Source organism: Polaromonas sp. CG_9.7 (assembly GCF_015752205.1).
Lineage (GTDB): Bacteria > Pseudomonadota > Gammaproteobacteria > Burkholderiales > Burkholderiaceae_C > Polaromonas.
Genome location: NZ_JADOVG010000006.1, coordinates 90546 through 111067, shown reverse-complemented (window position 1 = coordinate 111067; position 20522 = coordinate 90546). Strand labels below are relative to the sequence as shown.

Annotated in this window: 18 protein-coding genes and 1 pseudogene; 1 reads left to right on the top strand and 18 read right to left on the bottom strand. The window is 58.6% G+C overall.

Annotated elements, in window-relative coordinates; translation table 11 throughout:
- Position 1 precedes the first annotated feature (1 nt).
- The 15 genes from IWX87_RS08110 to IWX87_RS08040 all read right to left on the bottom strand — a co-directional run bounded on the left by IWX87_RS08110 (position 2) and on the right by IWX87_RS08040 (position 16908).
- Entirely contained in the window at positions 2-247 is a 246-nt protein-coding gene (locus IWX87_RS08110; RefSeq protein WP_196863026.1) for a BolA family protein, read from the bottom strand.
- Positions 248-462: 215 nt separating this feature from the next.
- Positions 463-1218 (bottom strand): ABC transporter permease, encoded by a 756-nt coding sequence (locus IWX87_RS08105; RefSeq protein WP_196863025.1) that lies wholly within the window; start codon positions 1216-1218, stop codon positions 463-465.
- The gene (locus IWX87_RS08100; RefSeq protein ID WP_196863024.1) at positions 1215-2174 is read right to left on the bottom strand and encodes an ABC transporter ATP-binding protein; all 960 of its coding nucleotides are present in this window, start codon (positions 2172-2174) and stop codon (positions 1215-1217) included. The genes IWX87_RS08105 and IWX87_RS08100 overlap by 4 nt, the downstream gene beginning before the upstream one ends.
- Positions 2175-2263: 89 nt before the next feature.
- On the bottom strand, positions 2264-2557 hold the full coding sequence (locus IWX87_RS08095; protein ID WP_196863023.1) for a lipid asymmetry maintenance protein MlaB: 294 nt from the start codon (positions 2555-2557) through the stop codon (positions 2264-2266).
- A gap of 14 nt (positions 2558-2571) precedes the next feature.
- The gene (locus IWX87_RS08090; RefSeq protein WP_196863022.1) at positions 2572-3207 is read right to left on the bottom strand and encodes a phospholipid-binding protein MlaC; all 636 of its coding nucleotides are present in this window, start codon (positions 3205-3207) and stop codon (positions 2572-2574) included.
- Positions 3208-3384: 177 nt separating this feature from the next.
- The gene (locus IWX87_RS08085) at positions 3385-4155 is read right to left on the bottom strand and encodes a VacJ family lipoprotein (RefSeq protein WP_196863021.1); all 771 of its coding nucleotides are present in this window, start codon (positions 4153-4155) and stop codon (positions 3385-3387) included.
- A complete protein-coding gene (mlaD, locus tag IWX87_RS08080; RefSeq protein ID WP_196863020.1) occupies positions 4152-4661 on the bottom strand; it encodes an outer membrane lipid asymmetry maintenance protein MlaD in 510 nt (169 codons plus the stop codon). Before mlaD ends, IWX87_RS08085 begins: the two co-directional genes overlap by 4 nt.
- Before the next feature lie 85 nt (positions 4662-4746).
- On the bottom strand, positions 4747-5529 hold the full coding sequence (gene mlaE, locus IWX87_RS08075) for a lipid asymmetry maintenance ABC transporter permease subunit MlaE (RefSeq protein ID WP_196863019.1): 783 nt from the start codon (positions 5527-5529) through the stop codon (positions 4747-4749).
- A complete protein-coding gene (locus tag IWX87_RS08070; RefSeq protein WP_196863018.1) occupies positions 5526-6371 on the bottom strand; it encodes an ABC transporter ATP-binding protein in 846 nt (281 codons plus the stop codon). The genes mlaE and IWX87_RS08070 overlap by 4 nt, the downstream gene beginning before the upstream one ends.
- 54 nt (positions 6372-6425) lie before the next feature.
- On the bottom strand, positions 6426-7892 hold the full coding sequence (locus IWX87_RS08065; protein ID WP_196863017.1) for a glutamate synthase subunit beta: 1467 nt from the start codon (positions 7890-7892) through the stop codon (positions 6426-6428).
- 142 nt (positions 7893-8034) lie between these two features.
- Positions 8035-12777, bottom strand: coding sequence for a glutamate synthase-related protein (locus IWX87_RS08060; RefSeq protein WP_196863016.1), 4743 nt, complete (start codon positions 12775-12777; stop codon positions 8035-8037).
- Between the two features lie 232 nt (positions 12778-13009).
- Positions 13010-13708, bottom strand: a complete 699-nt coding sequence (locus tag IWX87_RS08055; RefSeq protein ID WP_196863015.1) for a transposase — start codon at positions 13706-13708, stop codon at positions 13010-13012.
- Between the two features lie 144 nt (positions 13709-13852).
- Positions 13853-15004, bottom strand: a complete 1152-nt coding sequence (locus IWX87_RS08050) for an ABC transporter substrate-binding protein (RefSeq protein WP_196863014.1) — start codon at positions 15002-15004, stop codon at positions 13853-13855.
- A 168-nt stretch (positions 15005-15172) separates the two neighbouring features.
- Entirely contained in the window at positions 15173-15394 is a 222-nt protein-coding gene (locus tag IWX87_RS08045) for a hypothetical protein (RefSeq protein ID WP_196863013.1), read from the bottom strand.
- Between the two features lie 1358 nt (positions 15395-16752).
- Complete coding sequence (locus IWX87_RS08040; protein WP_196863012.1) at positions 16753-16908, bottom strand: hypothetical protein; 156 nt, start codon at positions 16906-16908, stop codon at positions 16753-16755.
- 247 nt (positions 16909-17155) lie between these two features.
- Here IWX87_RS08040 and IWX87_RS08035 point away from each other — a divergent pair, with 247 nt between their 5' ends.
- On the top strand, positions 17156-17584 hold the full coding sequence (locus IWX87_RS08035) for a transposase (RefSeq protein WP_255532153.1): 429 nt from the start codon (positions 17156-17158) through the stop codon (positions 17582-17584).
- On the opposite strand, the pseudogene IWX87_RS08030 reads toward IWX87_RS08035, so the two are convergent.
- The 3 genes and pseudogenes from IWX87_RS08030 to aroB all read right to left on the bottom strand — a co-directional run.
- A pseudogene (locus IWX87_RS08030) lies at positions 17578-17896 on the bottom strand (integrase core domain-containing protein); the annotation flags it as partial. The gene IWX87_RS08035 and the pseudogene IWX87_RS08030 overlap by 7 nt on opposite strands.
- Positions 17897-18084: 188 nt before the next feature.
- Positions 18085-19293, bottom strand: coding sequence for a deoxyguanosinetriphosphate triphosphohydrolase (locus IWX87_RS08025; protein ID WP_196863010.1), 1209 nt, complete (start codon positions 19291-19293; stop codon positions 18085-18087).
- Positions 19294-19378: 85 nt separating this feature from the next.
- Positions 19379-20500 carry a 3-dehydroquinate synthase gene (gene aroB, locus IWX87_RS08020; protein WP_196863009.1) on the bottom strand — a complete coding sequence of 374 codons (1122 nt, stop codon included), beginning with the start codon at positions 20498-20500 and terminating at the stop codon, positions 19379-19381.
- Positions 20501-20522: the final 22 nt, after the last annotated feature.

The window sequence follows — 20522 nt, the reverse complement described above, 5'->3', positions numbered from 1 at the left end:
TTTATTTCGCCTTCAAGGAAGCCCATTCGTCAGGCGTGTAGGTCTTCATCGACAGGGCATGCACCTCACCCGTCTGAATCCGGTTGCCCACCGTTGCATAAGCCCGGTGATGGCGCGCAATCCGCGACAGGCCTTGAAAAGCGCTGGACACCATGGTGGCGTACCAATGGCTGCCGTCGCCGGACACTTCGAGGTGCTCGCACGGCAGACCGGCGGCAATGATGGCTTGGAGTTCTTCGCTGGTCATACAGGATTTCTAAAAAAATTCTCAGTGCCTTGGAGGGCGTAAAAAAAATGGGTGCAATGCAGTACATAGCAAGCGTGGCGGCTCCAACCCAGCAGGGGCCGCGGGACTGGATTCGCCAGACCGCAGGCGCAGCGGTCCCCTTGGGGGGCAGGAAGCCACACGCAGTGGGCGACCGCGGGGGCCAACATTGCTGCCAAGCGACAAGCGTGGGGTCATTAGTGTCTGATCTTATAGCCGGTGCGCAGCATGTTGACCGCGATGGCGCTGATAACCAGAAACGCGGTCAGCACCAAAACCAGGCTGAGCCACGGCGATACATCGCTGACGCCGAAAAAACCATAGCGAAAACCGTCAATCATGTAAAAAAACGGGTTCAGGTGGCTGAGCTTCTGCCAGAACGGCGGCAGCGAATGGATGGAATAGAACACGCCGCTCAGAAAGGTCATCGGCATGATGATGAAGTTCTGGAAAGTTGCCATCTGATCGAATTTCTCGGCCCACAGGCCGGCAATCACGCCCAGCGCGCCCAGCATGGCCGACCCGAGGACAGCAAACACCACGATCCACAGCGGCGCCACGAAGCCAGGCGGGTCGAAAAACGCCGTGACGACGAACACGCCCGTGCCGACCATCAAACCCCGCACCACTGACGAACCGACATAGGCCCAAAACCAGTGCCAGTGCGACAGCGGCGTGAGCAACACGAACACCAGGCTGCCCATGATCTTGCTCTGCACCAGCGACGAAGAGCTGTTGGCAAAAGAGTTTTGCAGCACGCTCATCATCACCAGGCCAGGCACCAGAAAGGCGGTATAGCTCACCTTGCCATAGACCAGCGCCTGACCCTGCAGCACATGGCCGAAGATCAGCATGTAGAGCACCGCCGTCAGCACCGGAGCGCCGACGGTCTGGAATCCGACTTTACAGAAACGCAGGATTTCTTTATAAAAGAGCGTTTGCCAGCCGGTCATTTCATGGCTCCAGCAAGGTCCATCGCCCTGGGTTCCCTCACCTCTTTTTCATTCATCACTTCAAGAAACACGTCTTCCAGATCGGCCTTGCGGATTTCCACATCTTCGGCCACCAGTCCGGACTCGCGGACGGCGGCCAGATACTGCTCGATTTCGCGCGCATTGTTCGCCGGAAACTGTACGATTCGGCCAGTAATACGCGCTTGGCTCGCAAGATGCAAGGGCAGTTCACCGTCAATTTTGAAGCGCAAGATATTGCTGGAAGCTGCGCTGAGCAGGTCTGACGTTTGTGCCAGCGCGACCACCCTGCCCTGCTTGAGCATGGCGATGCGGCTGCACAAGGCCTCGGCTTCTTCAAGGTAGTGGGTGGTCAGCAGCACCGTGCTGCCCTGCTTGTTGAGCTTGGCAATGAACTGCCACAGGTTTTGGCGCAGTTCCACGTCGACACCCGCCGTTGGTTCGTCAAGCACGATGACCTGCGGCTTGTGTACCAGCGCTTGTGCCACCAGCACCCGGCGCTTCATGCCCCCTGAAAGCTGGCGCATGTTGGCGTTTCCCTTGTCGGCCAAGCCCAGGTTTTCCAGCAATTCGTCAATCCAGTCGTCGTTGCGCTTGATACCGAAATAGCCCGACTGGATGCGCAACGCTTCGCGCACGGTAAAAAAAGGGTCAAACACCAGTTCTTGCGGCACCACGCCCAGTTTGCGACGGGCATTGGCATAGTCGAGCAGCACGTCGCTGCCATGCACCAGGACATGGCCACTGCTGGCATGCGACAGTCCTGCCAAAATGCTGATAAGGGTGGTTTTGCCGGCGCCGTTGGGTCCCAGCAAGCCGAAGAATTCGCCCTGCTGGATGTCAAAGCTCACATGGTCCAGGGCCTTGAGAACGGTGCCAGACTGGTTTCGCGCGAGAGGATAGGTTTTGCAGACGGACTGGAATGAGATGGCTGGCATGAGCCCGCTATTTTAGGGGCTGATGGCTTTCTTATCCCAAGCAGGCAGCCAAGGCCTTTCCAGCCCTTGCCTGCACACGAATCAGGTGCTCAGGCGGCAGCGACTGAAGGTGATGACGGCGCAGCGGGAACCAGCGTGGCAACGCCATAGACGTCGGCCAATTGCATCAGTTGACCGGACGCGCCCTGCACCGAAAAAACTTTGCCCGCCGCCAAAGCCAGCCGGCGGCATTCCAGCAGGATGGCCAGCGCCGACGAGTCGAACTGGCTCAACGCGCTGGCATCTACGACCACTTCGCCGGGCATCGAAGGCACTTCCTTTGCCACGGTGTCAAAAAAGCCGCATGCTGCGGCATGGGTCAGTACAGCAGGAAGTTTCAGCATGTCAATCGACGTGTTCAGGACTTGCCGCTGCCGGCGTTGGTCTGGTTGCGCTGCGCCATCGACTCAATCAGTCCGTCGAGACCCTTGGCGCTGACTTCCTGGGCAAATTGGGTGCGGTAAGTTCCCACCAGCCAGATGCCCAGTACGTTGAGGTCATAGATTTTCCAGCCGCTGGGTGTTTTTTCCATGCGGTAGTCCAGCTGGACCGGCTGGCCGCGGCCCAACACCTCGGTGCGGACAGTTACCTCGTTGTCGCCAGCGGCCGCGCGCAAGGGCTTGACGTTGAGCTGTTGGTCGTTGACCTGCGACAGCGCGCCTGAATAGGTGCGGATCAAAAGGGTTTTGAACTCTTGCTGCAACCGGGCTTTTTGCTCTGGTGTGGCCTGTCGCCAGTTACGGCCAACCGCAGAAGCCGTCATGCGGGTGAAATTGACGTTGGGCATGACCTTGGTGTCCACCAGCGCCATGACGCGGTTCATTTCACCGGCCTGAATGGCTTTATCCGCCTTGATCGCGTCCAGCACCTCGCTGGAAACGCGCTTGATCAGCGCATCCGGGGCTTCTTCGGCAGCGCGAACCAGAGGAGCCGACGCCAGCAGGGCCAGGCTGAGCGTGGCAGTGAACAAACGTCCGAGAGTTCTACGGTTCATGGTTTTTCTTTCAAAGTCTAAACAAATGGCTGCCGGCAGCGTTATTCACAATTTCATATACGCTTTGGCAACAAGCCAGATGTGATGAACTATTTTGCAGTTTGGTTCGGCATCAGCCGATAAAGTTTTAAAACGCTCTGGTAAAGCTTGTTACCAAAGCTTGACCAAATTATTGCGTTACTGTGGGTTAGGCGCAGGCGACGCAGACGCACCTGCGGGCAGGTCGAAGCGCTCTTCGGGTTCAGTACGCTGGTTGCCGTTAATCAGGCTCTCACGGCGCTGCAAATACACATCGCGGGTAAAGGCGTATTTGTCGAGTGCGGCCTGGTCAAGCAGTTCGCCGGCACGAAGCAGGCTGGCCCGCGTGTCGACAAGGTCCAGGGTCTTCAGGGAATTGCGCGCCGGGACATTGCCTGACTGCGATACCAGGTCACCCTGCATGTCCACCAACCGGCCCGCTGTATCGCGCACGCTGGAGGGGCCAAACAGTGGCAGCACGACATAAGGGCCGGACGACAGTCCCCAGGTTCCAAGAGTCTGGCCGAAATCTTCCTTGTGCTTGGGGATTTTCAGTTCGGTGGCGACATCAAAGATGCCGCCCACGCCCCAGAACGTGTTGGTCGTGACGCGAAAAAACGAATCGACCGCTTCGGCTGGCTTGGCCTGCAGCGCATTGTTCACCATGGACCAGACATCCGAGATGTTTTCAAAGAAATTCGTGACGCCGGTGCGTACCGGCGATGGCGTAATGTTCTGGTAGGCGGTGGCGACGGGCTTGAGCACGGCACGGTCCAACCCCTCGTTAAAGCTGTAGACGCCACGGTTGAAAGGCTCGAGTGGATCGGCAGGATTCGCCTGGGGACCGGTGGCGCATCCCTGCAGCAGCACGATTGCCAGCGTTGCAGCGGCCCAGCCGGAGATTTTTTTCAGAGGGATGGATTGCTTCATTTTTTGTCCGTCGTTGCAGTTGCTGGCAGGGAAGGCGCCGATGTTGAGCTTTCGTCAGCCGTCTTGCTGAACAGGAACTGCCCGATGAGGTTCTCAAGCACCACGGCCGACTGTGTTTGCCGGATGATATCGCCCGCGGCGAGGTTTTCTTCATTGCCGCCCGCCTGTATGCCAATGTACTGTTCCCCGAGCAGGCCGCTCGTAAGGATTTTCAGCGAGCTGTCCTTGGGAAAAACATAACGGCTTTGCATGTCGATCGTGACCCGCGCCTGGAATGTCTGGTCATTGAAGCTGATGTCCTCAATGCGGCCCACCACCACGCCGCCGCTGCGCACCGACGCCTTGGGCTTGAGCCCGCCCACATTGTCGAATTCAGCCATGATCCGGTAGGTGGGCTGAAAGTTCAGGTTCAGCAAATTGGCCGCCTGCAATGCCAGAAACAAAATGGCCGCAGCGCCCACCATCACAAACAGGCCGACCCACACATCAATTTTCGAGCGTTGCATCAAAACTTCCTTCCAAACGGTTGAGGACAATGCCCGCCCGGCAATCGCACGGAAAAGGCCTGTCCCACGAATTTTTTTAAAGTCATCACTTCGTGAACATCATCGCGGTCAGGATGAAATCCAGGCCCAGCACTGCCAGCGAGGCGACCACCACCGTTCGCGTCGTCGCACTGGCCACGCCTTCTGGCGTCGGTTGCGAGTTGTAGCCCTGAAGCAGCGCCACGAACGTCACGGTAAAGCCAAATACGATGCTCTTGACGATGCCGTTGCCCACGTCGCGCCAGACATCGACGCTGCCCTGGATCTGGCTCCAGAAAGAACCGGCATCGATACCGAGCATCAACACGCCAACCACCCAGCCGCCAATCACGCCCATGGCGCTGAACACGGCGGCCAGCAGCGGCATGGCAATCACGCCCCCCCAGAAACGCGGCGCCAGGATGCGCTGGATCGGATCGACCGCCATCATTTCCATCACACTGATCTGCTCGCCGGCCTTCATCAGGCCAATCTCGGCAGTCAGCGAAGTGCCGGCCCGGCCGGCAAACAGCAGCGCCGTCACCACCGGTCCAAGTTCGCGCACCAGCGTGAACGTGACCAGCTGGCCCAGGGCTTCGGTTGAACCAAAACGAAGCAGCGTGTAGTAGCCCTGCAAAGCGAACACAAAACCGACGAACAACCCCGAAATGGCAATGATGACAAGCGAATAATTGCCCAGAAAATGGATCTGGTCACGCACCAGGCCAAAGCGTTTGAAGCTTGACCCGAAGGTCGCCAGCAGCCGCAGGAACAGCCGGGTGCCATGGCCCAGGTTGGCGAGCCAGCTGCGGGTGGCGAATCCAACGTCAGCAGGTTTGTACCAGCTCATGAGGCGACTCCGGATTTCAGCGAGGCAGGCGTCGCGCCGGGACCGAAGTCCTGCTCGACGCTGACGCCGGGATAGTCAAAATTCACCGGGCCGTCTGGCAGCGCATGCACATACTGGTACACCAGGGGATCGGTACTCTGGCGCACCGCATCGGGTGTTCCCTCAGCGGCAACCTTGCCGTTGGCCAGGATGATCACATGGTCGGCAATCGCAAACGTCTGTTCCAGTTCATGCGAGATAAACAGGCTGGTCAACCCCAAGCTGTCATTCAGATGGCGAATCAGCCGTGCAGACGTTCCCAACGAAATGGGGTCCAGCCCGGAAAAAGGCTCGTCATACATCACCAGTTCAGGGTCCAGGGCGATGGCCCGCGCCAGTGCGATGCGCCGCGCCATCCCGCCCGAGACCTCGCTGGGCATCAGGTCACGCGCGCCGCGCAGGCCGACCGCATTGAGCTTCATCAGCACGATGTCCCGAATCAGCGCTTCGGGCAGGTCGGTGTGTTCGCGCAGCGGAAAGGCGACGTTTTCGAACACGCTCAAATCGGCAAATAGCGCGCCGAACTGGAACAACATGCCCATACGGCGACGTGCCGCGTAGATTTGCGCCTGGTTCATCGGCGTGACGTCCTGGCCGTCGAACAGCAACTGGCCCGATTGCGCCCGATTCTGTCCACCGATCAGGCGCAGGATGGTCGTCTTGCCGCCGCCCGATGCCCCCAGCAGCGCGGTGACCTTGCCACGGGGAACCGACAGCGAAATGTCATCCAGGATGACGCGTTCGCCATACCCAAAAGTCAGGTGGCGCAGTTCGACAAGGGAAGCGTTGGAAGATGGGGGCATACAAAAGACAAAAGCCGGGGATTCCGGCTTCTGGATCATAAGGGATTACGCCAATCAGCGTGGCAGGTCGCTATAGCCCATCAGGAACTCGTCAACCGACCTCGCGGCCTGGCGGCCTTCGCGAATTGCCCACACCACCAGGCTCTGGCCGCGCCGGATATCGCCCGCTGCAAACACCTTGGGCACGTTGGTCGCATAGCCGCCGATAAAGTCCGTTCCAGCCTTGGCATTGCCACGACTGTCTTTTTCAATGCCGAAGACGTCCAGCACCGACGCCACCGGCGAGACGAAGCCCATGGCGAGCAGCACCAGGTCGGCTTTCAGAATCTGCTCGGAGCCGGGAACCTCGACCATCTTGCCGTCTTTCCATTCGACGCGAACGGTCTTCAGGCCGGTGACCTTGCCTTTTTCACCGATCAACTCCTTGGTCGAGATGGCGAACTCGCGCTCGCAGCCCTCTTCGTGGCTGGAACTGGTGCGCAGCTTGATCGGCCAGTAAGGCCAGGTCATGGGGCGGTTTTCCTCAATCGGCGGCTCGGACATCAGTTCGAACTGGGTGACACTGGCCGCGCCGTGGCGGTTGCTGGTGCCGACGCAGTCCGAGCCAGTGTCGCCGCCGCCAATCACGATGACGTGCTTGCCGTCAGCGCGCAGCTGGCCCTTGACCTTGTCGCCGGCGTTGACCTTGTTTTGCAGCGGCAAGAATTCCATCGCGAAGTACACGCCGTCCAGGTCGCGGCCGGGCACCGGCAGGTCGCGCGACTGCTCGGCACCGCCGGTCAGCACCACGGCATCGAAGTCTTTTTGCAGTTGTTCGGGCGTGATGGTTTCCTTGGCCCAGTTGGTGACCTTGGAACCCTTGGGCAGGCTGCCGACCATGACGCCGGTGCGAAAGGTCACGCCCTCGGCCTGCATCTGCTCGACGCGGCGGTCGATGTGGATTTTCTCCATCTTGAAGTCGGGAATGCCGTAGCGCAGCAGGCCACCGACGCGGTCGTTCTTCTCGAACAATGTCACGTCATGGCCGACGCGGGCGAGCTGCTGTGCAGCGGCCATGCCGGCCGGGCCGGAGCCGACGACGGCGACTTTCTTGCCGGTCTTGTGCTTGGCCGGCCGGGGCTTGACCCAGCCCTCGGACCAGGCGCGGTCGATGATCGCATGCTCGATGGACTTGATGCCGACCGCGTCGTCGTTCACGTTCAGCGTGCAGGCCGCCTCGCACGGCGCGGGGCAGATGCGGCCGGTGAACTCGGGGAAATTGTTGGTGCTGTGCAGGGTGTCAATCGCATTTTTCCAGTCGTCGCGAAACACCATGTCGTTGAAGTCGGGAATGATGTTGTTGACCGGGCAGCCGCTGTTGCAAAACGGCGTGCCGCAGTCCATGCAGCGTGCCGCCTGCACATTGGCCTGCTGGTCGTCCAGGCCGATGACGAATTCCTTGTAGTTCTTCAGGCGCTCGGGAACGGGCTTGTAGCCTTCCTCAATGCGCTCATATTCCATGAAGCCGGTGATTTTTCCCATGATCAATTCCTGTGCAATTTTTTAAGCTTTTAATGCCGTTTGCGCATATCCAGCGGGTATAAGCAGCTATTAATACGATAGCAAAACAATAAACAGGCCAGAGCGGCCAGTGCCTTGCGGCACCGCGCCGGCCCGGTCCGCTTTATTTGGCCAGCACCGATTCCCGGTTGGTCGCCACCTGCGCTCGGGTGGTTTCAGTGGCCGCTTCAAGCCGGCGCTCCTTGCGCTCGATCAGGGCGCGCTTGTACTCGTTCGGGAAAACCTTCACGAACTTCAGGCGCGACACGCTCCAGGTGTCCAGCAGTTCCCTGGCGCGCTTGCTGCCGGTCCAGCGGTTGTGGTCCTGCAGCAGGCGCTTGAGCTGCTCTTCGTCGCTTTGGCCGGCATGCCAGTCGGAGGGGTCATGGGTGTGCTGCTCGGCGGTGGTGACCACGCGGTCCATTGACACCATAGAGGTGTTGCAGCGTGTCGCAAACAGGCCGTCCTCGTCGTACACATAGGCCACGCCGCCGCTCATGCCGGCCGCAAAGTTACGGCCGGTCTTGCCCAGCACCGCGACCGTGCCGCCGGTCATGTATTCGCAGCCGTGGTCGCCCGTGCCTTCAACAACCGCCGTCGCGCCCGACAAACGCACCGCGAAACGTTCGCCGGCCACGCCGCTGAAGAAAGCCTCGCCGGTGGTGGCACCGTAGAGCACGGTGTTGCCGACGATGGTGTTCTTCACCGCGTCGCCCCGGAAGTCGATGCTCGGGCGCACCACAATGCGACCGCCTGAGAGACCCTTGCCGGTGTAGTCGTTGGCATCGCCAATCAGGTACATGGTGATGCCCTTGGCCAGGAAAGCGCCGAAGGACTGGCCGCCAGTGCCTTCAAGCTGAATGCGCAGCGTGTCATCCGGCAGGCCTTCCGGGCGCAAGCGGGTCAGTTCGCCCGACAGCATGGCGCCCACGGTGCGGTTGACGTTGCGCGTCACCTCGATGAACTGGACTTTTTCGCCCTTTTCCAGCGCGGCCTTCGATTTCTCGATCAGGCGCACATCCAGCGCATTTTCAAGGCCATGGTCCTGGTTCATCACATGCAGGCGCGGCACATCGGCGGGCACCTGCGGCTGGTAGAACAGGCGGCTGAAGTCCAGGCCGCTGGCCTTCCAGTGTTCGATGCCTTTTTGCATGTCCAGCAAATCAGGCCGACCGATCAGGTCGTCGAATTTGGCGATGCCAAGTTGCGCCATCAACTGGCGGGCTTCCTCGGCGACAAAGAAGAAGTAGTTGACGACATGCTCGGGCTTGCCGCTGAACTTCTGGCGCAGCACCGGGTCTTGCGTGGCGACGCCGACCGGGCAGGTGTTGAGGTGGCATTTGCGCATCATGATGCAGCCCTCGACGACCAGCGGCGCGGTGGCAAAGCCGAACTCGTCGGCGCCCAGCAATGCGCCAATGACCACGTCGCGGCCGGTTTTCATCTGGCCATCGGCCTGCACGCGAATGCGGCCGCGCAGGCGGTTGAGCACCAGTGTCTGCTGGGTTTCGGCCAGGCCGATTTCCCAGGGCGAGCCGGCATGCTTGATCGATGACCAGGGCGAAGCGCCCGTGCCGCCGTCATGGCCGGCAATCACCACATGGTCGGCCTTGGCCTTGGCCACGCCGGCAGCCACCGTGCCGATGCCGGTCTCGCTGACCAGCTTGACGCTGATGCTGGCGCGCGGGTTGACGTTTTTCAGGTCGTGGATCAGCTGCGCCAAATCTTCAATCGAATAGATGTCATGGTGCGGTGGCGGCGAGATCAAACCGACGCCGGGCACGGAAAAACGCAGCTGGCCGATGTACTCGCTGACCTTGCCGCCGGGCAGCTGGCCGCCCTCGCCCGGCTTGGCGCCCTGCGCCATCTTGATCTGGATCTGGTCGGCCGACACCAGGTATTCAGCGGTGACGCCAAAACGGCCTGACGCCACCTGCTTGATGCGTGAACGCAGCGAATCGCCGTCCTGCAGCGGCAGATCGACTTCCACGACTTTTTCGCCAATCACGCTTTTCAGCGTGTCGCCGCGTTTGATCGGGATGCCCTTGAGTTCCTGGCGATAGCGGTTGGGGTCTTCGCCGCCTTCGCCGGTGTTGCTCTTGCCACCGATGCGGTTCATGGCCACGGCCAGCGTCGCGTGGGCTTCGGTGCTGATCGAGCCCAGCGACATGGCGCCGGTGACAAAGCGCTTGACGATTTCCTTGGCCGGCTCGACCTCGTCGATCGGGATGGCCTTGCTCGGGTCAATCCTGAACTCGAACAGGCCACGCAGCGTCATGTGACGGCGGTTCTGGTCGTTCACAAGCTGGGCGAATTCCTTGTACGTGTTCCAGTTGTTGGCGCGCGTCGAATGCTGCAACTTGGCAATCGTGTCGGGCGTCCACATGTGGTCTTCGCCGCGCACGCGCCAGGCGTACTCGCCGCCGGCGTCCAGCATGTTGGCCAGCACCGGGTCGTCGCTGAAAGCGGCCTTGTGCATGCGCAGCGCTTCTTCGGCAATGCCGAACACGCCCATGCCCTCGACCTGGCTGGACGTTCCGGTGAAGAACTTGTCAACCGTCTGGCGGTTCAGGCCGATGGCCTCGAACAGCTGCGAGCCGCAGTAGCTCATGTAGGTAGACACGCCCATCTTGGACATGATCTTGGACAGGCCCTTGCCGATGGCCTTGGTGTAGTTGTAGACCGCTTTTTCAGTGCTCAGGTCGCCCGGCAGGCCTTTCGACAGCTCGGCCAGGGTTTCCAGTGCTAAATAGGGATGAACCGCCTCGGCGCCGTAACCTGCCAGCACGGCGAAGTGGTGCACTTCCTTGGCCGAACCGGTCTCGACCACCAGCCCGGCAGTGGTGCGCAGGCCCTGCGTGACCAGGTGCTGGTGAATCGCCGACAACGCCAGCAGCGCCGGAATCGCAACCTGTGTGGCGCTCAGGGCGCGGTCGCTGACGATCAGGATGTTCTTGCCGGTCGTGATCGCATCGACCGCTTCGGCGCACAGCGACGCCAGCTTGGCCTCGACGCCTTCGCTGCCCCAGGCCAGCGGATAGGTGATGTCCAGGGTATAGCTCTTGAACTTGCCCTGGGTGTGCGACTCGATGTCGCGCAGCTTTTGCATGTCGGCATTGCCCAGCACGGGCTGGCTGACTTCGAGCCGCATCGGCGGGTTGACCTGGTTGATGTCCAGCAGGTTCGGCTTGGGGCCAATGAAGGACACCAGCGACATCACGATGGCTTCGCGGATCGGGTCGATGGGCGGATTCGTCACCTGCGCAAACAACTGCTTGAAGTAGTTGTACAGCGACTTGTTCTTGTTCGACAGCACGGCCAGGGGGCTGTCGTTACCCATTGAACCGGTGGCTTCCTCGCCATTGGAGGCCATTGGCGAAAGCAGGAACTTGATGTCTTCCTGGGTGTAGCCGAAGGCCTGCTGGCGGTCCAGCAATGACAATTCGTTCAGTGCAGGCGCGGCTGCATCGCTTTCCTTGGTCTTGCCAGCCACGTCGTCGAGCCGGATGCGCAGGTTCTCGATCCACTGCTTGTAGGGCTTGCTGTGAGACAGCGTGGCCTTGATTTCCTCGTCATCGACCATGCGGCCCTGTTCGAGGTCGATCAGGAACATCTTGCCGGGCTGCAGGCGCCACTTGCGGACGATCTTGTGCTCGGGAATCGGCAGCACGCCGGACTCGGACGCCATGATGACGAGATCGTCGTCGGTGACGCAGTAACGCGAGGGGCGCAGGCCGTTGCGGTCGAGCGTGGCGCCAATCTGACGGCCGTCGGTGAAAACGATGGACGCCGGGCCGTCCCACGGCTCCAGCATGGCGGCGTGGTATTCATAGAAAGCCTTGCGCCGCTCGTCCATGGTGGTGTGCTGCTCCCACGGCTCGGGAATCATCATCATCACGGCCTGGCTGATCGGGTAGCCGGCCATGGTCAGCAACTCCAGGCAGTTGTCGAAGGTGGCGGTGTCGGACTGGCCGGCAAAGCTGATCGGGTAGAGCTTTTGCAGGTCGGCGCCGAGCACCGGCGACGACATCACCCCTTCGCGCGCTTTCATCCAGTTGTAGTTGCCCTTGACAGTGTTGATCTCGCCGTTGTGGGCCACGTAGCGGTAGGGGTGGGCCAGCGGCCACTCGGGAAAGGTGTTGGTCGAAAAACGCTGGTGCACCAGGCCGAGTGCAGACACACAGCGCGCATCAGACAGGTCCATGAAGTAAATGCCCACCTGGTCGGCCAGCAGCAGGCCTTTGTAGACCACGGTGCGGCTGGACATGCTGGGAACGTAGTATTCCTTGCTGTGCGTCAGGTGCAGGCGCTGGATGGCGGCGCTGGCGGTCTTGCGGATCACGTACAGCTTGCGCTCCAGCGCGTCCTGGACGATCACGTCGTTGCCCCGGCCGATGAAGATCTGGCGCAGGATGGGTTCCTTGGCGCGCACGGTCGGCGACATGGGCATGTCCTTGTTCACCGGCACGTCGCGCCAGCCGAGCAACACCTGGCCTTCGGCATGGACAGCGCGCTCCAGCGCCTGTTCGCAGGCCATGCGCGACGCATGTTCCTTGGGCAAAAACACCATGCCCACGCCGTATTCGCCCGGTGGCGGCAAGGCAATGCCTTGGACGGCCATTTCTTCGCGGTACAACGCATCAGGCAGCTGGATCAGGATGCCAGCGCCGTCGCCCATCAGCTTGTCGGCACCCACGGCGCCCCGGTGGTCAAGGTTTTCAAGGATCTTGAGGGCCTGCTCGACGATCGCATGGCTCTTGTGGCCCTTGATATGCGCCACAAAGCCAACACCGCAGGCATCATGCTCGTTGGCGCCCGCGTACAAACCGTGTTGTTCAAAGTGCTTGATTTCAGCAGCCGTGGTCATGGCAATTCCTTGTCAGTGGGTAAGCAGTAAGCATCGATCAAGATCGTCAGTCCTGCTTGCCTGGGTGTTTCAAATTTCAAAAGATGAGCATAGCGCATGCCAGCTTTCACATCAAATTTTTTAATCAGGGTCAGATTCCTATTAAATACGATTATTTTATAAATCTTGGTATATAGGGACATATCAAAATATATAGCAAACTATGCATTGTTTGTAAGCAAAATTGATGGTTTTAGCCAATTTTATGAACCAATACAGGTCGTCCGGCTTTAGCTTGCACGACACGGCGGCTTGTCTGCTTTTTCAGCTTTTCCACAAAACGTTCATCGCCCATGGCCCAGCCACCCAGCGCAGCACGGGTCATTTCCTGCTGCTGTTCCAGCGCAATCCCCTGAGAAACGAGCGCCGCATACGCCGCTTCGCGCGAAAACGGGGTGTTGCCCAGCGTCCAGAATAGAGCATGCGGCGTGACCAGCCGGTCTGCCCGCTGGCCAACATAGTGCGCATGGCTGGACCACGGGTAGGCACCCGCTTCCTTGACGAGTCCGGCGCGCACCGGATTGAGGTCGATGTAGGCCATGCACGCCAGCAAATAGCGGTCAGTGTCGATAACGGTTGAGCGGTAACGCCCTTCCCACAGCGTGCCTGTGCGCCCTTGGCGGTCGTTGAAATACCGCACATAACGCCGTCCAACCGCCTGCATCATCAGCGGCAGGCCATCGGCCGTGGTCGGTGTGGCAAGCAGGTGGAAATGGTTGTCCATCAGCACATAGGCATGCACCGCAACAGCAAATTTCTGGGCGTTTTCTTGCAGCAGCGAAAGCAGCATCTGGAAGTCGGCGGCCGCTGAAAATATCGCCTGCCGGTTATTGCCGCGCTGGATGATGTGGTGGGGGTAACCGGGAACGGTAAGACGGGGAAGGCGGGCCATGAATTGCATCACCAGAAGTTCGCGCCATGATAAGTTGATCTGGCCAACTCCCAGATAACCTGATGCCTGCTTGCTTGTTTGCTTTCGCGCTGGTGGTGGCCAGAAAGCGAAGCAACGCAGCGACGGGTTTTAAGCGGATGGGAATTACCTGATGATCTTTCCGTCAGGTGTGATGCTTACCAGGTCAATGGCGCGTACCGATTCGTATTTTTTGGGTCGCAAATTGACCCGGAAACCACCCAGGTCGTAGTCGCTCATGGAAGAAAATGCTTTGCGCAATCCAGCCCGGTCCGGCTTGCCGGTGCCTGCACTGCTTCGTCGCACACCTTCGGCAAAGCAACTGGCGGCGATATAACCTTCAACACTTTCGTAGCTAGGCGCCTGATCGGTCTGGTTCAGCACCTTCAGGTATTCCTTGATCAGCGGCATGGCGGTACTGCGCGGAGAAGGAACGACCTGAGAAATAACAATACCGCCAATTTCCTTGCCCAGCGCACTAAACAAGGGATCAATGCCGACCACCGAAAAGGTCAGGAACTGACCACCATAGCCGCTGAGCCGCATTTTTCGGATAAAGGCTGCTGACGTGTTGAACAAGCTCACCAGAATGATCGCCTGGGGCTTGGCCTTTGCCAGCTGTGCAACAGCTGCATCGACCTTGTCACTGTTGACCGGCGACAAGGCACTGGCCACGAGTGGCGGACGTTTCAGGTCAACCAGCGCCTGGTTGACGGCTGCCAGGCCGGCACGCCCCATGGCATCGTCTTCAGCGAACACGGCGATTCGTTCCTGATTGAGGGTTGCGCAATGGCGCGCGACTTTATAAGCCTCGTCGGCCAGCGCCGGGCGCACATGAAACACGTTGCTCAGAGAAGGGTCGTGCAATGCGTCCGAAGCCGCGAAGGGTGCAAAAAACAAGGCGCCGGAAGGTTTTGCCACGGCATAGGCCGCGTCGCAACTCGCTGTACCGGTAAAGCCAAACAGCGCATCGACCCCGTTCTTGATGAAATTTTGAGCATTGGCAGCGGCCCTGACGGGGTCGTAACCGTCGTCAAGTGCCTTGACATCGATCCGGTAGCCACCCGCACCGCCTGCGGCATTGAGGGCATCAAAGCAGAGCTTCGCGCCATTGAGGTAAGCCAGGCCAATCTGGTCTGCCATGCCTGTCAGTGGTACAGACTGCCCCACTGTCAGTTTCAGGGTGTTTTTTCCGGTTTGTGCACGCAACGCGGGGCTGGCAATGACCGCCGTGGCGGCAACACTACTCAGCATGATCTGGCGACGATTGAACTTCATGACATGGCCTTTGAGATAAGGTTGACCAACAGACTTTTGATACATGGTATTTCAAATAGTCATAGAAGTATTAATTTGTGTTTTAGTCCATTCAGGAATTTTGTGTTGGGCGTTGTTGATTCCCCAAAATCGTGTCTATCCGCGTACACCTGAGAACTTTGCTGCAAACTACTCAAGTTGCCGTTCCAGTGACAGCCCGATAGCACAGCAAACCGAGGTGACCCAACCGGTCGATTTCCAGCCTCCTACCTGCGCCACCATCCATGCCACCAAAGGCGGACCCGCAAACTGGCCCAAAGCCGGCAACTGCCGCACCCGGGCGCCGAGCATGCGTTTGAGGCGTTCGGGCCGAACCAGCCAGCGCACCAGTCCGGACGCGTGCAGCAGCACCGAAAAACTCCCTAACCTTCCAGCGCGCGCTGCCAACAGCGAAATACTTAGGGATGTACTGCATAACACTCGCGAGGATGTGATGGTGCGGATCGGAATGGGCCGCAAGGCGTCTTTTCTTGCCAATAGCTGCGCTATCAACAAAAAAGCAACGCAGCGGACCTTCCGATAAGTTGTGGGCATTGCCGTGCGTGCGTGCGTGTGAGTCGTGCAGCAGTGGTGCGGCCTATCAGTCCATGCCATAAAAGAAGCCATCTTTGATATGCCGTTGCACCGCGAATTTACGGTTCCAGTCACTCAAGGGTGGCTGCGCAGAGTGCGCACGGGTAAGCCGACTGACGCGCATAAACGCGGTGGAGAAATAAGTGCCCCAGAAAAGTCCAAGTTTGACTCGCTGGCACGAGCGTGGCGTTGTGCTGCACACCGCAGAGCCCAGACAACAAGGTTGCCACTGGGTTGTTTAGAACACCCATGGGGACACAGTAAATCAATTTTCTCCGGTGCACCAATTTCAAAGAAGAGGCAGACACCCCGATACACCGATGTTGGTGCCAGCGCCAGTAACCATGTTGTTGAAATCGCTCAGTGGATAGGGCCAACGTGTTGCATGCGTGCCCATTGCACAGCGTAGCTGCCCATTATTTAGACACTGCCACGCAAAGGGTATATTGCCCAGACGATGGGCATCACCTAAAGGAGAAAACGGCATCCAAGTCGCTGCAAAAACGGCTTTTGCAGTCGATGAAGACGGGCTAATGTCAAAGACGCTTGCCGATCGTGTTGAAAACTAACGCGTTAGCCAGAAATAAACAAGGTGGTCGACCGCTGGCAAATGCGCAGGTTTACTGAACTGATTAACTTTAATATATCGATCATTCGGCTTATAATTGCGGAAATTAATATGCAATTGCCTGTTAAAGCGTGTTAATTTTTTAATTAAAAAGGCCCAGCAAACTGGGCCGATTAGAAAATAATTTTTTGAGTTAAAAACAGCTCATAGGCCATTTTTCGTGTTCATTATATCCAAAGCAATTTATAAATGAATAAATTGGCTTCTCTGGAAATAATTTAGTGTATTGAACAATACTAGTACTCACAATTCTATTTTTTTGTCGGTTGCCATCAGAAAAACTAATTTGACGTTGCTTTGCAAATAAGAAATATGGATTTCCATCAATTTTGTCGCGTGTCCAACGGTATTTACCGCCGCAAACACGATCAACATTGCCGGCACCAAAACGGTAGGACGGATACTCGCAAGTTTGCATGTATATGACCCGACTTAAATAGTAACTCGGTATGAGTTTACCTAGTTGTGTAATTGCCTGAAGACAAGTTGACGTGTCACCTTTATTAACCTAAGTTAGTATAAATAAACCATCAGTAATATTTTCAACCCCGCAAACTCGACTGCCTGCCTCTGCTGCAGCAGGCGCGGAATAAAGCGCAGGAACAATTGCGGAAATCGCCAGTAAAACACTCGAAATTTTCATTTTAGATAATATTTTCAGCATGAAATTCAATTAGTTAATTTGTTAATTATTTTCACTTTGCAATATAAATTAGCAAGCACTCACTCGCTAAGAATAATTGCAATTTTATTTTAAGATTTCTGCTTACTTTAAGTCAACATTTACTTACATTTTTTAAACGAACTATCTGAGCAAAAGGAACTCGTTGGTCGGTTTTTCACCACGACAAGTGTGATCCTGGGGACATCCTGCAAAACCTCCGGGTCAGTCTGACAGGCACGGACGAGGCATGGCATCCGCGCAGCCCATGAAGCAAAGCCACCTTGATCTGAACTTTGGCGTCAAACGAACCCGCAAGCAAGAGCTGCTCGCCCAGATGGAGCTCGTGGCTCCCTGGGCTGCCTTGGTCGAGTTCATTGCGCCGTATTACCCTAACGCAAGAACGGCCGCCCACCCTTTGCCCTTCAGACCATGCTGCGCATCCACTGCATGCAGCCAATGGTTTCGCCTGTCGGACCTGGGCATGGAAGAAGCCTTCTTTGACACCCCGCTCTACCGGGAGTTTGCCCAGCTCAATGCCCATGGACGCCTGCCCGATGAGAGCACCATCCTGAGGTTCCGCCATCGACTGGAGAGATACAAACTGGCAGAGCAGATGCTCGCCACAGTCAATGTGGAGTTGACCCGTTTCCACGGACACTGCGAGCTTGCTCATTGAAACTCAGGGATTATCTGGGTTTCGGTGTTGACGGTGTTGTCGTCGTGATGTTTCTTTTCAAAGTTATTGGGCGAGAGGTAGTTCAAGGCCGAGTGGCGCCGGTGCGGGTTGTACCAGCTCTCGATCCAGCTGAATACGGCCAGGCGTGCCTCGGTTTTGGTTTTCCAGCTGCGCTGGGCAATGAGCTCACACTCCAAAGTAGCAAAAAGCTCTCGGCCATGCGTTGTCATAGGCGTCCCCAACAGTTCCCATGGAAGGACGCCCACCCATTTCCTTGCAGCGATTGCCAAAGGCAATGCTCGTGTACTGGGTGGATTCAATCGGTCGTCGCAACACCTTACTCAAGGAGATGTTTATGGGCCGACCTGCAAGTTGGATGCAGAAATTGACGGGACGGGATGCGATGCGGTCACCTGGAGCGCCGTCGCAATCAAATAACGGGCAACGCGCAACTCGTGAGCGGTGTCAAGGGCCAGGGCGATCACCGCCAGGATGACCGGTCAGGCGGGGAAAACCGCATGGCCCATGAGCCGCTCATGTTCTTTGCCGGCAAAGCGGTCGGTCATGCCGGCGATGTAGTCGGCCACGACGCGTTCGGGGATTGCACCGGCTGCCTGCCGACCGTCGCGATTGTCAAAGCGATCAAAGCGGTCGATATGCGCCTGCGGCATCTGCGCCGGGTCGGTCATGTAGGCGTCGAACAAATCGCGCACCACCTGCTGAGCCGCCTGCGTGGTCTGCACAACCTGCGGGTGGCGGTATAGATTTTGTAGCAGAAAACGCTTGAGAGACGTGGACTGCAAGGCCATTTCATCTGAAAAGCAGACCAGACCCGCGTGCTGGCGAACCGCCAAAACATTGATCGGCGCGGCCTGCGCCAGCGCCCGCCCGCTTGCATCGATGACGTCGTAAACCTGGGCGCTGAGCATGCGCCGTATGGTTTCAAACAGCAGTCGCCGGCCCTGCAGCCGGGGGTAGACGGCCAGGGTTTCTCGCCGGTAGCGGCTGAACAGCGGCACGTCTTCCAGTTGCTCCAGGCTCAACAGGCCAGAGCGAACGCCGTCGTCCATGTCATGGGCGTTGTAGGCGATTTCATCGGCCAGGTTGGCCAGTTGCGCTTCCAGGCCGGGTTGTCGCCAAGCTGGTTCGGCACCGGGCTGATCGACAAACCGGCGCGCCACGCCACCCGGCTCTCTGGCCTCGATATGCCGGGCATTGCGTTTGGAGCAGTGCTTCAAAATGCCTTCGCGCGTCTCGAAGGTCAGGTTCAGGCCATCGTAGTCCGGGTAACGCTCTTCCAGCGCATCGACGACGCGCAGGCTTTGCAGGTTGTGCTCGAAGCCAGCGCTGTCCGGGTTGGCTTTCTTCAGGCAGGCGTTCAGCGCATCCTGACCGGCATGGCCAAACGGCGTGTGGCCCAGGTCGTGCGCCAGGGCAATCGCCTCGACCAAGTCTTCATTAAGCTGCAGGGTGCGGGCCATGGAGCGGCCGAGCTGCGCAACTTCCAGCGAATGCGTCAGCCGGGTGCGAAACAAATCGCCTTCATGGTTCAAAAAAACCTGGGTTTTGTAAACCAGTCTGCGGAACGCGGTCGAATGCACGATCCGGTCGCGGTCGCGCTGGAAGTCAGAGCGCGTCGGCGCGACCGGTTCAGGAATGCGGCGGCCACGCGATTGGGCCGGATCACAGGCGTAGACAGCCAGATTCATGGTTTATGCGTAAAAAAGGCTGTTAGCGCAATATGGACAAGCACAAGCAGCTATAAATTTCATAGTAAGGTGCATTACCCGTTGATCAGGCACAGCACAGGTCGATGACTTCGCGCACCAGCGCATCGGGCGCAGCGCATACGGCGGCCTTGCCGGGGCCGTCGATTACCACGAAGCGAATCTCGCCGGCTTCGGACTTCTTGTCCACGCGCATCAATTCGAGGTAGCGCCCGGCGTTGTCGGCGCTGGAAAGCACCGGGCCCTTGACCGGCAGCCCGGCGCGCTCGATCAGCGTGCGCAAGCGACTGACAAAAGCCGCATCTACCTTGCCCAGCCGCTGCGACAGATGCGCCGCCATCACCATGCCGCAACCAACGCCTTCGCCATGCAGCCATTTGCCGTAACCCAGCCCGGATTCGATCGCATGGCCAAAGGTGTGGCCGAAATTCAAAATCGCCCGCAGGCCCGACTCGCGCTCATCCTGGCCGACGACCCAGGCCTTGATCTCGCAGCTGCGCCGGACCGCGTGCGCCAGCGCGGCGGGCTTCTTTGCCAGAAGCGCATCGAGGTTCACTTCCAGCCAGCCCATGAATTCCATGTCGGCAATCGGCCCATACTTGATCACCTCGGCCAGGCCGGCGCTCAGTTCGAGGTCGGGCAATGTCTTCAGCGCGTCCAGATCGCAGACCACCAGTTGCGGCTGGTAGAACGCGCCCACCATGTTTTTGCCCAGCGGGTGGTTGATGGCGGTCTTGCCGCCGACCGACGAATCCACCTGCGCCAGCAGCGTCGTCGGAACCTGCACAAACGGCACGCCGCGCATGTAGCTGGCGGCGGCAAAGCCGGTCATGTCGCCGACCACGCCGCCACCCAGCGCAAACAGCACGGTCTTGCGGTCGCAGCCGTTTTCAAGCAGCGCATCAAAAATCAGTTGCAGCGTCGGCCAGTCCTTGTGCGCTTCGCCATCGGGCAGCGTGACCAGCAACACCCGGGCATAGTGCGCGCGCAGGGCTTCGGTCAGTTGCGCCGCGTACAAAGGCGCCACGGTCGTGTTGGACACCACCAGTGCGGTTGCGGCTTTGGGAAGGTGCTGGTACGTAGACGCCTGACCCAGCAAACTGGTGCCGATCACAATGGGGTAGCTGCGCTCGGCCAGGTTGATGTTGACCTGCGCCGTTGCGGGAGAGAAAGAAGGATTTGCGTGCATCACCGAAGTGTAGAGGCACTTT